The sequence below is a fragment of the Sinomonas terricola genome (genome assembly GCF_034931225.1).
In the GTDB taxonomy this organism is placed as follows: domain Bacteria; phylum Actinomycetota; class Actinomycetes; order Actinomycetales; family Micrococcaceae; genus Sinomonas; species Sinomonas terricola.
Window position 1 is genome coordinate 126,251 of record NZ_JAYGGQ010000016.1, and the last position, 11,686, is coordinate 137,936.

Annotated in this window: 8 protein-coding genes; 3 read left to right on the plus strand and 5 right to left on the minus strand. The window is 72.5% G+C overall.

Features of this window, described 5'->3' with window-relative positions; translation table 11 throughout:
* Positions 1–25 precede the first annotated feature (25 nt).
* From SPF06_RS18480 to SPF06_RS18500, 5 genes are all read right to left on the minus strand, one after another.
* Positions 26–1,864: an ABC-F family ATP-binding cassette domain-containing protein gene (locus SPF06_RS18480; protein WP_323280607.1), complete on the minus strand. Its 1,839-nt coding sequence runs from the start codon at positions 1,862–1,864 to the stop codon at positions 26–28.
* A 34-nt stretch (positions 1,865–1,898) separates the two neighbouring features.
* Positions 1,899–2,858: a 4-(cytidine 5'-diphospho)-2-C-methyl-D-erythritol kinase gene (locus tag SPF06_RS18485; RefSeq protein WP_323280608.1), complete on the minus strand. Its 960-nt coding sequence runs from the start codon at positions 2,856–2,858 to the stop codon at positions 1,899–1,901.
* Positions 2,859–2,868: 10 nt separating this feature from the next.
* Positions 2,869–3,759, minus strand: a complete 891-nt coding sequence (rsmA, locus tag SPF06_RS18490) for a 16S rRNA (adenine(1518)-N(6)/adenine(1519)-N(6))-dimethyltransferase RsmA (protein ID WP_323280609.1) — start codon at positions 3,757–3,759, stop codon at positions 2,869–2,871.
* A 247-nt stretch (positions 3,760–4,006) separates the two neighbouring features.
* Entirely contained in the window at positions 4,007–5,149 is a 1,143-nt protein-coding gene (locus SPF06_RS18495; RefSeq protein WP_323280610.1) for a resuscitation-promoting factor, read from the minus strand.
* A gap of 233 nt (positions 5,150–5,382) precedes the next feature.
* Positions 5,383–6,342 carry a TatD family hydrolase gene (locus SPF06_RS18500; RefSeq protein WP_323280611.1) on the minus strand — a complete coding sequence of 320 codons (960 nt, stop codon included), beginning with the start codon at positions 6,340–6,342 and terminating at the stop codon, positions 5,383–5,385.
* 148 nt (positions 6,343–6,490) lie between these two features.
* Here SPF06_RS18500 and SPF06_RS18505 point away from each other — a divergent pair, with 148 nt between their 5' ends.
* The 3 genes from SPF06_RS18505 to SPF06_RS18515 are packed head-to-tail and all read left to right on the plus strand — an operon-like array spanning position 6,491 to position 11,393.
* Complete coding sequence (locus SPF06_RS18505) at positions 6,491–7,528, plus strand: AAA family ATPase (RefSeq protein ID WP_323280612.1); 1,038 nt, start codon at positions 6,491–6,493, stop codon at positions 7,526–7,528.
* A gap of 5 nt (positions 7,529–7,533) precedes the next feature.
* Positions 7,534–8,952, plus strand: coding sequence for a DUF58 domain-containing protein (locus tag SPF06_RS18510; protein WP_323280613.1), 1,419 nt, complete (start codon positions 7,534–7,536; stop codon positions 8,950–8,952).
* Positions 8,946–11,393: a transglutaminase TgpA family protein gene (locus tag SPF06_RS18515; protein ID WP_323280614.1), complete on the plus strand. Its 2,448-nt coding sequence runs from the start codon at positions 8,946–8,948 to the stop codon at positions 11,391–11,393. The genes SPF06_RS18510 and SPF06_RS18515 overlap by 7 nt, the downstream gene beginning before the upstream one ends.
* Positions 11,394–11,686 lie beyond the last annotated feature (293 nt).

Genomic DNA, 11,686 nt, shown 5'->3' on the forward strand with positions numbered 1-11,686 from the left:
GGGTTGATTCGCTCCGCGGGAGCCGTTACTCGAGCACCTCGGACGCCTCGAGCCACTCGAGCTCGAGCCCTTCCTTCTCGGCGAGCAGCGCCTGAAGCTGCGCGTTGAGCTCGCCGAGGCGGCCATAGTCCTCGGCGGCCTCGGCCATCTGCGCGTGGAGCTTGGCCTCCTGGTCCGTGAGCTTTCCGAGCTGCCGCTCGACGCGGTTGAGGTCCTTGCGGGCCTGGCGCTTCTCGGCCTCGGTGGCTCCCGAGCCGCCCGCAGCGCCGGACGCGGCCGGCGACGCTCCGCCGTCGGCCGTTCCGGCGCCCGACGCGGGAGCAGGGCCAGACCCCGCGACGGCCCCCGAGGCGAGGGCCGCCTCACGCAGTGCGAGGTACTGATCGACGCCGCCGGGCAGCGCGCGCACCTTCCCGTCGCCCAGGAGGGCGAGCTGGTGGTCCGTGACGCGTTCGAGGAGGTAGCGGTCGTGGCTCACGACGACGAGCGTCCCGGGCCAGCCGTCGAGCACGTCCTCGACTGCCGCGAGCGTGTCCGTATCGAGGTCGTTCGTGGGCTCGTCGAGCATGAGGACGTTGGGCTCGCCCACGAGGAGCCGCAGGAGCTGGAGGCGGCGGCGCTCGCCGCCCGAGAGCTCGGAAACGCGCGTCCACTGCTTCTGGTTCGTGAACCCGAGCTGCTCGACGAGCTGCCCCGCGGTGAGCTCCTTGCCCCCGATCGCGAACGTCTGCTTCTCGCGCTGGATGACCTCGACGACGCGCAGGTCCGCGACGTCGTCGAGCTCGCGCACGTCCTGGCTCAAGACGGCGGGCACCACGGTCTTCCCGCGCTTGACGCGCCCCGACGTCGGCGCGATCTCGCCCGAGAGGAGCCGCAGGAGCGTCGACTTGCCCGCGCCGTTGACGCCGACGACGCCGACGCGCTCGCCCGGCGCGAGGCGCAGGGTGACGTTGTCGAGCAGCGGGGACTCGTCGTCGTACGCGAGCGTTACCCCCTCCAAATCCACCACGTCCTTGCCGAGCCGCGCCGTCGCCATCCTCGAGAGCGCCACGGAGTCGCGGGGCTCGGGCACGTCGGCGATGAGCGCGTTCGCGGCCTCGATGCGGAACTTGGGCTTGGACGTGCGGGCGGGGGCGCCGCGGCGGAGCCACGCGAGCTCCTTCTTCATGAGGTTCTGCCGCTTGCCCTCGACGACGGCGGCCATGCGGTCGCGCTCGGCGCGCGCGAGGACGTAGGCCGCGTAGCCGCCCTCGAACGGCTCGACGATCCCGTCGTGGACCTCCCACGTGTCGGTCGAGACCTCGTCGAGGAACCAGCGGTCGTGGGTCACGACGAGGAACGCGCCCTCGTTCGCGCGCCAGCGGCCCTTGAGGTGGCGCGCGAGCCAGGCCACGCCCTCGACGTCGAGGTGGTTGGTGGGCTCGTCGAGCATGATGACGTCGTGCGGCTCGATGAGGAGCTTCGCGAGGGCGACGCGGCGCCGCTGTCCCCCCGACAGCGAATTAACCCGCGCGTGCCAGTCGACGTCGCCCACGAGGCCGGCCATGATCTCGCGGATCCGCGGGTTCGCGGCCCACTCGTGGTCGGCGCGGTCGCCGACGATCGCGCGCCCCACGTCGAGGTCGCCGTCGAGCACGTCGCCCTGGTCGAGGTAGCCGACGTCGAGCCCGCGCCGCCACGTCACGCGGCCGGCATCAGCAGTGATGCGCTGCGCGAGAAGCCGCATCAGGGTCGACTTCCCGTCGCCGTTGCGGCCGACGACGCCGATCCGGTCGCCGTAGTTGAGTCCGACCGTCACGCCGTCGAGGACGGTGCGGGTGCCGAAGGAGATGCTGAGGTTCTCGCCGCCGAGCAGGTGTGCCAAGGATCGCTTCCGGGTGGGGGTGTGCAAAAAACTACTACAGCAGCGTATCGCTCAGGATCCGCGCCCCGGGAACCGGGCCGTGCACGGCGAGCGCCTCGACGCCGCGGTGCGCGAGGGCCTCGGCGAGCTCCGCGGCCGAGCCCGCGTCCTCGGCGAGGAGCGCGACGGTCGGCCCGGAGCCGGAGACGAGGGACGCGAGCGCGCCGTGCGAGTCTCCCCAGCCGAGCGTGTCGCGCAGGCCCGGGGCGAGGGAGACCGCGGCCCGCTGGAGGTCGTTGAGGAGCACGTGGCTCAGGGCATGCGCGTCCCCCGCGCGGACCGCGGAAAGCACCCCGGCCTCGACGTCGACCGGTTCCTCGGCTTTGATGCCCTCGGCGGCGCGGAGCCGGTCGAGCTCGCGGAACACGGCGGGCGTGCTGAGGCCGAAGTCGGCGAGCACGAGGACCCAGTCGAGTCGCTCGGTCGCGAGCGCGGGAGAGAGCCGGTCACCGACCCCGAGGCCGACGGCGGCGCCTCCGAGGAGCGCGAACGGCACGTCGGCGCCGAGCTCGGCCGCGAGATGGGCGAGCTCGTCGCGCGAGAGCCCGCCGTCCCAGAGCGCGTTGCACGCGAGGAGGGCGGCGGCGGCATCGGCGGAGCCGCCGCCCATGCCCCCTGCCACGGGGACGCGCTTCGTGATCTCGAGGTGCACGCCCGTGGGCCGCTCGGATACCTCGGCCATGAGCGCCGCGGCCCGCACGGCCAGGTTGCGCTCGTCGAGCGGGATCTCGAGCTCATCGATCTCGAGCGTGCTCTCGGGGCTCAGGCTCACCGTGATGCCGGGCGCCTCGGTCGCCGTCGCCCGCACTTCCTCGAACAGCGAAACCGCGAGGTACACACTCGCGACGCTGTGGTAGCCGTCCGGGCGCGGCGGCCCGACGCGGAGCGAGACGTTGACCTTGCCGGGCGCCTTGGCGCGGACCGATCGACGGCCGCCTCCGCTTCCTGAACGCATGTGCCCCACGCTATCCCAGGGTCCCGCCGTCGGCGGATGCTTCAGCGTGAGCCGTGTGGCGCTGCTCGGCGATGCGCACGAAAGACTCGATGCCGAGCGTCTCGCCGCGCGCGCTCGGGTCGACGCCGGCCGCGACGAGGACGCGCTCGGCGGCCGGCCCGCCCCCAGCCCACGCCGAGAGCGCGGCCCGGAGCGTCTTGCGGCGCTGGGCGAACGCGGCGTCGATGACCGCGAAGACCTCGGCGCGGGTCGCCGTCGTCCGCGGCGGTTCGCGGCGCTCGAACGCGACGAGCCCCGAATGGATGCGCGGCGCGGGCCAGAAGACGTTGGTTCCGATGACGCCGGCCTTGCGCATCGTCCCGTACCACGCGGCCTTGACGCTCGGCACGCCGTAGATCTTGGAGCCGGGCTCGGCAGCGAGGCGGTCCGCGACCTCGTCCTGAACCATGACGAGGCCATGGCGCAGGCTCGGGAAGTGCTCAAGCAGGTGCAGCACGACGGGCACCGCGACGTTATACGGGAGGTTCGCGACGACGGCGCTGGGCTCACGAGGGAGTTCCGTCACCTTGAGGGCGTCGGCGAGCACGAGGTCGAAACGGGCGACGGCGCCGGGCCGCCACTGCGCGACCGTCTCCGGGAGCCTGCGGGCCAGCGTGGGATCGATCTCGACCGCGACCACTCGCTCCGCGGCGTCGAGGAGGCCGAGCGTGAGCGAGCCGAGGCCGGGACCGACCTCGAGCACGGTCTCCTCGGGGTCCAGCTTCGCGGCGGCAACGATGCGGCGGATCGTGTTCCCGTCGATGACGAAGTTCTGGCCGAGCGTCTTCGTCGGGCGGACGCGGAGCTCCTCGGCGAGGGCCCGGATGTCGGCGGCTCCGAGGAGGTGGGCGGGTTCAGTCACCAGAGAATCGTATCTGGGGAGGCGCCCACCGATCGGCCGCGGCACCAATGGGTGCGCCATCACGTCGGCAGGGTCTGGTCGAGATCTGGCCACGCGTCCGGTGAGAGGTGGCCACGCGTCCGGTGAGAGGTGGCCACGCGTCCGGAACGCGTGGCCAGATCTCGACCAACGCGTGGCCAGATCTCGACCAACGCATGGCGGCGCACGCAAAGGGCGCTCCTGCGGACAGGTCAGCGCTAGGGAGCGGTCAGCGGGACGCCGCCCACGCGCAGCCCCACGGCGAGAGGCCGGCCTTCGCGTAGTACGTGTTCGCGACGGCGATCTGCTGCTCCTTGGTCGCGAGGGACGCGTTGGGCGCATAGGCCCCGCCGCCGTTCGCGAGCCACGACGAGATGTTGAACTGGAGGCCGCCGTAGTAGCCGTTGCCCGTGTTGATGGACCAGTTGCCACCGGACTCGCACTGGGCAATCTTGTCCCACATGGCCTCGTTCATGACGGGCGGGGCCGCCGCGCCGGTGTTGGCGCCCGGGTCCGGCTGCTTCGTGCCGACGAGGATCTTCTGGGAGACGGGCTGGACCGTGACGTTCTGGGACGTGAGCGTGCGGCCGGCTTCGTGCCCGTCGACCGTCACGACCTGGTAGGTCTTGACGATCGTCCCGGCCACGCCCTGCTGGACGACCTTCGTCTGGCCGACCGGGAGGTCGGGGGCGTCGGTCTTCTCCGTGCTGAACGGGAGGGGCTCCGTGACGGTGTCCGCCTTGCCCGTGTCGACGCGCGTCACCTTGAACACCATGTCGGCGACGACGGGCGCGTTGCCCGGGAGCGAGACGTGGTCGTTGTCGGTGAGAGTGAGGCCCAGCTCGTTGACGAGGTCGGCCACGGTCGCGGCCGCGGTGGTGCGGGTCACGGACTGGCCGTCCACGAGGATCGTGACGTCCTTGGGCGTCGAGATGTTCACGACGCTGCCCGCGGGCTCGAGGGACGTCGACCCCGCGAGGGAGACGACACTGTTGGAGGCGACGCCGAGCTCGTGGACGAGGGCATCGACGGTCGGGACGGTCGTCTCGACGGTGCGCTGGGCGCCGTCAAGCTTGACCGTGACTTCCTTGGTGCGGTTGACCGTGATGACGGCGCCGCTCACGACGGCGTCGGCGAGCGCGGGCTGGACGGAGTCCGCCGCGTGAACCTCCACGTTGGCGCCCCGGACCACTTGGTCGACGGTGGCGGCGAAGGTCGAGATGGTGCTGGTCTTTCCGTCGACGCTGAGCGTGACAGTCTTGGCATTCGCGACGAAGGCGGTCGTGCCCAGCACGAGCGCGCCCACAACGGCGACCTGACCGGCGATCCTGAACGGCTTCACCGTGGCGCTTTCGGCGGAGTATCTGCTCACGTGTGCCCTAACCTCGGAGGACCGGGCACGGGTGGGATCGGACGGGGCACACGGGTGGGCCCGACCCTTCGGCGTCGCAGCACTCAGGGCCTTGTCTCGTCCGTGGGCCTTCCCCGACCCCGGCTATAGGTATCGACTGTAATCGAAGCGTTATCAAAACACAAGAAAAAATTACGTTTCCATCACAGCACGGGACTCCCCGGGGCCGTTTGGAACGCTCCGAACGACGCCGCTCAGTCCCAGCTCCCGTACGCCGCGACGGTGTTCTCGCCGATGCGCGAGCACAGCTCGGCGAGGTCCGCGCCGAGCACGTCGGCCATGGCCCGGACGGTGTACGGGACCATGTAGCTCGCGTTCGGCCGGCCCCGGAACGGGTGCGGCGTGAGGAACGGCGAGTCGGTCTCGACGAGGATCCGGGCGGGGTCCGCGATCGCGAGCCCGCTGCGCAGGTTGTCGGCATTCTTGAACGTGAGCGTCCCCGCGAAGGAGAGGAACCAGCCGTTCTCGTTGCACGTCCGCGCGAGATCCTCGCCGCCCGAGAAGCAGTGGAAGACGACCCGCTCGGGTGCCCCCTCCTCCCCGAGGAGCCGCACGACGTCGTCGTGCGCCTCGCGGTCGTGGATCTGGAGGGTGAGGTCCAGGCGCTTCGCGATGTCGATGTGGCGGCGGAAGGACTCGCGCTGGACCTCGAGGGCCTCGCCGTGGGTGCGGTAGTAGTCGAGCCCCGTCTCCCCGATCGCGCGGACGCGCGGATGCGCCGCGAGCCGCTCGATCTCGGCAAGCGCCGACTCGAACTCGCCGCGCGCCGCGTAGCGCGGTGCATCGTTGGGGTGGAGGGCGACGGCGCCGAGCAGGCGGCTGTCGGCGTCGACCGCCTCGACCGTGAAGCGCGACGACGGCAGGTCGCACCCGACCTGGACGGCGCGATGCACCCCCACAGCCTCGGCGGCATCCATGGCCTCGCGGACGCCGACCTCGACGAGGCCGTCCCGGAAGTTGAGGTGCGTGTGGTTGTCCGCCACGGGAACCGGGAGCGGCTCGGGGGCGGGCGGATACTCGAGCCGTCGCTTGCGCCCGCTCTCGTCGTGCGCCGCACGCACCTCGCCGGCCACGCCGCGGGGTCCGTCGGCCCCGGCGAGGGAGTCGTCGTCCTCGATCCATCGGTACGCGGCGGGCGGAAGCGAAGCACACATGCGTCCCACTCTATGGCTCCCGCAGCGGGTCACAGGAAGGTCACAGAATCGGCCCGTCCAAGTCTCCCGGTTGCGGGTAACGTGGACAGCACACAGGTGTGACGGAAATCTCCTCGGGTTTCCGGCACCACACGGCCGGAGGGGACGCATGGACGTGCACCGCATTGGGGGGACCTCGCTCACACCGCTGCGAGCCGGGCCCCCGCCCGAGCCCATGCCGCCCACGCGATTCAGGGCAACGTGCGAGCGGATCCTGGCCGCCGTCGACCGGGTGATCGACGGCAAGGCCGATGCGTCCCGCACCGCCCTTACGGTCCTCCTCGCCCAGGGCCACCTCCTCGTCGAGGACGTGCCAGGGGTCGGGAAGACCATGCTCGCGAAGACGCTCGCGCGCACGATCGACTGCTCGGTGAGCCGCATCCAGTTCACGCCGGACCTGCTCCCGAGCGACGTCACGGGCGTCTCGATCTACAACCAGGCCACCCGGCAGTTCGAGTTCCGGCCTGGGGCGGTCTTCGCGAACATCGTGATCGGGGACGAGATCAACCGCGCGTCCGCCAAGACCCAGTCCGCCCTCCTCGAATGCATGGAGGAGCATCAGGTCACGGTGGACGGCACGTCGTACGGCCTGAGTGAGCCGTTCATGGTCATCGCGACGCAGAACCCGATCGAGATGGAGGGCACGTACCCGCTGCCCGAGGCGCAGCGCGACCGGTTCATGGCGCGCATCTCGATGGGCTACCCGGACGAGGCCGCCGAGGCGCTCATGCTCGAGAGCCATCAGTCCGAATCGCCGCTCCTCTCCGTGGAGCCCGCTGCCGAGGCCGCCGACGTGCTCGGCATGATCGAGACCGTCAAGTCGGTCTACGTCTCCGACCCGGTCAAGGAATTCACAGTCGCGCTCGGACGCGCGACCCGCTCGAGCGAGCGGCTGCGGCTCGGAGCGAGCCCGCGCGCCGTGCTCCAGCTCCTCCGGGCCTCGAAGGCCCGCGCGGCGCTCGACGGCCGGGACTTCGTGCTTCCCGACGATGTCGCCGCGATGGCCTCGACCGTGCTGACCCATCGGCTCATCCTCGACCGCCGGGCCGCGGGGGCGGGGCTCACCGCGGGCGGCGTCCTCGACGCGATCGTCGCCGCCGTGCCGATCCCGTCCGACGGCGCGGCCCGCCTCCGCCGGCAGGACTGAGTCCCGTGGCGCTCCCCTCCTCGCGGTGGCGCAACACGCCTTGGCAGAGGCCATGGCAGGGGTCGTGGCAGGGCTCGCTGACCGCCGCCGGCTGGGGATTCGTCGGCGCGGCCGGCGTCGTGCTCCTCGCGGCCCAGCTCATGGGGCGCCGGGACCTCCTGCACCTCGCCGTGTTCCTCCTCCTCGTCCCGACGGCGGCGTGGATCTCGAACCGGCTCTTCCGCCCGGGCCTCATGGTGGACCGCGCGAGCGACCCTCCCGTCGTCGAGGCCGGGCGCGACGCCGAGGTGCGCCTCGCCGTGCGGCACGCGGGAGTCCTCGTGGGTCGGCTCACGATGGCCGAGCACCTTCCCGCGTCGCTCGGCTCGGGCCCGGACTTCGCGTATCCCGGGCGCCATGTGGGGGGCGATGGCGCGAGCCGCTACCGCTACGAGCTCTCGTGCCCGCACCGCGGCCTCTACGTGCTCGGCCCGGTCGAAGCGCGTGCGACCGACGTCTTCGGCCTCGCCGAACAGCGCACCCGGATCGACGCGGGGACCCGCCTCACCGTCACGCCGGCCCCGGTCCCGCTCGCGTCGTCGGTCCTCTCGGGGCTGCGCGGCATCGAGGGGAGCATCGCGACGCGCATGCAGGCGAATCCGTCCGAGGACGATGTCATGACGCGCGAGTACCGGCACGGCGACCCCATGCGGCGCGTGCACTGGGCCGCGACGGCGCGGCACGGCCAGCTCATGGTGCGCCAGGAGGAGTCCGCGACGTCCCCCGAGGCCACGATCATCCTCGACCTGCGCCGCGATGCCTTCCCCGTCGCGACGGGGCGCCCCGCTCCCCCAGGCGAATGGGCGCCGGGGCCGCCCGAATTCGAGTGGGCCGTGACGGCCGCGATGTCGGTCGCCGCGCATCTCGCGGACCTCGACTACACGCTGCGGCTCCTCGACGCGGACGGAAGCCTGGCGCTCTCCCACTCGCCGTCGTCGCCCGAGCCGGACGCGCCCGACTACACGGGCCGCACGGGCCTCGCGGCCGTAGCCGAGGGGCTCGCGGCGATCCTCCCCCGCGCGGGCGAGGCGCCGGCGCCCGGTCCGCACGTGCCCGGACGCACGCCCGTCCACACGCCTGGCCATGGCGCCCGCACGGGCGAGGGCTTCGGGGACCTCCTCCTCGACCGCATCGAGGCCCACCGCCAGCGCGGGCCGCTCGTCGCGATCCTCGGCCGCACGAGCGCCCAGGACGCCCGAGTCCTCGCGCCGGCCGCAGAATCGATGGAACGGGCCCTCGCACTCGTCGTCTCCGATCGGCCCGGGGCCTCGCACGCCGCCGTCCAGACCCTGCGCGCGGCCGGGTGGCTCGCGGTCGAGGCGACAGCGCACACGCGCGTCGACGCGGCGTGGCTCGCGCTCACGCAGGAGGTGGCGCCGTGGTAGCCGCGCCGCCGCGCCCTGCGGCGCGCCCCGTCCCGGCCCGCTGGCGCCCGCGCTGGGATCCCCGCCAGCTTGCGTGGAAGCCCGCGGCCGTGGGGATGTGCCTCGCGGCGTCTATTGTCGGCGGCTCTCTCTCGTACGACGGCGTGCTGCGCGGCTGGGCGTGGCTCTACCCGATCGTCGTGGTCGTGTTCGCGACGGCGGGCGCGACCGCCGTGGGGCGCCTCGTGCGCCTTCCCGTCGCCGTGCCGTCCGCCATCGGCCTCGTCGTGTGGGCGCTATCGCTCACCTTCATGTTCCTGCGCGACACCGCGCTGCTCGGCGTCGTCCCGACGGCGCACACGCTCGAGGCCGCCCGCGAGGCGCTCGACGAGGCGTGGAACACGGTCGCCTACGAGGCCGTGCCCGCGGGGCCGAACGTCGGCGTCGTCGCCCTCCTCACGGGCTCCCTCGGGCTCACGGCGCTCATCGGCGAGGCCATCGCCGTCGCGTGCCGCCTGCCCGTCGTCGCGGGCATCGCGCCGCTCTCGGTCCTCGCCGTCCCGGCGCTCCTCAAGCCGTCCGGCCCCGGCGCGTGGGGCTTCGCGACCGCCGCGGCGGCCTACCTCGCGGCCCTCGCGATCGCGCGGGCGGACGCGGCCGCGGATCGGATGCCCCCTCAGGGAAGCGCCGAGCCCCACGGTGCCGCGCCTGCAGGGTTCCGCGCCCGCCGCGCCGGGGCTACGGTCTCGCCGCTCGGCGTCGTCGGGATCGTCGCGGCGATCGTCACGGGCGCGCTCGTGCTCCCCGCGCTCATCCCGGGCTTCGAGCGGGGCGCCTTCCCCGAAGGCTCGCGGCTCAAGTACTTCGGCCAGAACGTGGGGCTCAACCCGTTCATCAGCCTCGGGAGCGACCTGCGCAGCGCGCAGGGCGTCGGCATCGTGCGGTACGCGACGGACTCGACGAGGCCGCTCTACCTCCAGACCGTGACGGTCGATTCGTTCGACGGCACGACGTGGGGCCCCGACAACCGCGACGACACCCGCCAGGGCAACCTCGGCGCGATCACGCCCGGGACGGCCCAGACCGCCCCGCTCATCACGACGACCACCGTCATCTCGACCGGCAACTTCACGAGCCCGTACCTCCCCACGCCGTATGCCCCGGCCTCGATCACGGGGGTGCGCGGGAGCTTCGGCTGGGATCCGCTCAACCTGAGCGTCAAGGGGCAGCCGGGGGCGAGCCTCGACCAGAACTACATCGTCCGGTCCGTCACGCCGGACGTCACGCCGGATCAGCTCGACAAGGCGCGCTCGTCGGCGCGCGGCATCGGGCGCGAGAACGGGATCGTCCCGAACGACGTCCCCGCCCAAGTGCGGACGACGGCGGAGACGGTCACGAAGGGGGCCGCGTCCCAGTACGCGAAGGCCCTCGCGATCCAGGGCTACCTCCGCACGTTCACCTATTCGGAACAGGCTCCCGTCAACGAGGGCTACGACGGAACCGGCATGGACGTCCTCGAGAAGTTCCTCGAGAAGAAGTCCGGGTACTGCATCCATTTCTCGGCCGCGATGGCCGTCATGGCGCGTCTCGTCGGGATCCCGAGCAGGATCGCCGTGGGCTTCGCCCCGGGGCATCCGACGGGCGGATCGGTCGCCGTCTCGGGCGTCGGGGTGCTCCCCGAATTCGAGGTCGACGCGCGCGACGCCCACGCCTGGCCCGAGCTGTACTTCGAGGGCCTCGGCTGGATTCCCTTCGAGCCCACGCCGTCGCGCGGCGTCCTGCCCTCGTACGCGCAGACGGACTCCCCCTCGGGCGGGAGCACCAATCTCGACAACCTCAACGAGGGCCTCCGGCCGAGCTCCGGCCCCACGCCCACGAGCAGCCCGAGCGCCACCCCGACCCAGGTCGCGGCAGGCCCGGCCGAGTCTCCGTGGGAGCCCGCCGTCGCGGCGGCGGCCGGGGCCCTCGTCCTCGTCGCGCTCCTTGTCCTTCCCGCCGCGGTGCGCGCAGCCCAGCGGCGGCGTCGCCTCTCGCGCGGCGTCGACGGGGCCTGGGAGGAGCTCGAGGCGATCGGGCTCGACCACGGGATTCCCGCGAGCCCGTCCGACACGCCACGCACCTATGCGGGGCGGCTCGCGGCGTGGGAGGCGGACGACGGCGCCCCCGTCCGCGAAGCGCTCGCAACCCTCACTCGCGAATACGAGCGCCACGAGTACGGCCGTCCGGGCTATCTCGCGGACGACGACGCCACGCGCGCCGCGATCTCGACCCTCTCTCGCGCGAGCCGCGCGACGAGCTCGCCCGTGGCCCGCGCGCGCATCGCGGCCCTCCCGCCGTCGGCCTTCGCGCGCCCGCGCAACGCGATGGGGCGCGCTTCGCGGCATGCGACGCGCACCCTCCGAAGGTTCGCGGCGGAGGTCAGGAGGCTGTGGCGCGCCCTGACGGCACGCGCCCGCCGCTGACCGTCCGCGTTCCCGATGCGCCGTCACCCCCGCAAATTCCTGACTTGGAAGTGGCCACGCATCTGGCGAGATCTGGCCACCCGTCTGGGACGCGTGGCCAGATCTCACACGACGCGTGGCCAGATCTCACACGACGCGTGGCCAGATCTCACACCCTGCAGAAGTGACGGCGCGACCAGACCATGAGTGCTGGCTGCTCTCAACCCGCGTACGGGTCCGCGATGCCGTGCTGTTTCTCCGTCCGCTGTGGCCCGCCAGCGGATTCCTAGCCTGCGTACGGGTCCGCGATGCCG

Bases quoted from the DNA above. Each gene is read 5' to 3' on its own strand.
- SPF06_RS18485 (WP_323280608.1), bottom strand. From the start codon at position 2,858: ATGCGTTCAGGAAGCGGAGGCGGCCGTCGATCGGTCCGCGCCAAGGCG.
- SPF06_RS18500 (WP_323280611.1), bottom strand. From the start codon at position 6,342: ATGTGTGCTTCGCTTCCGCCCGCCGCGTACCGATGGATCGAGGACGAC.
- SPF06_RS18505 (WP_323280612.1), top strand. From the start codon at position 6,491: ATGGACGTGCACCGCATTGGGGGGACCTCGCTCACACCGCTGCGAGCC.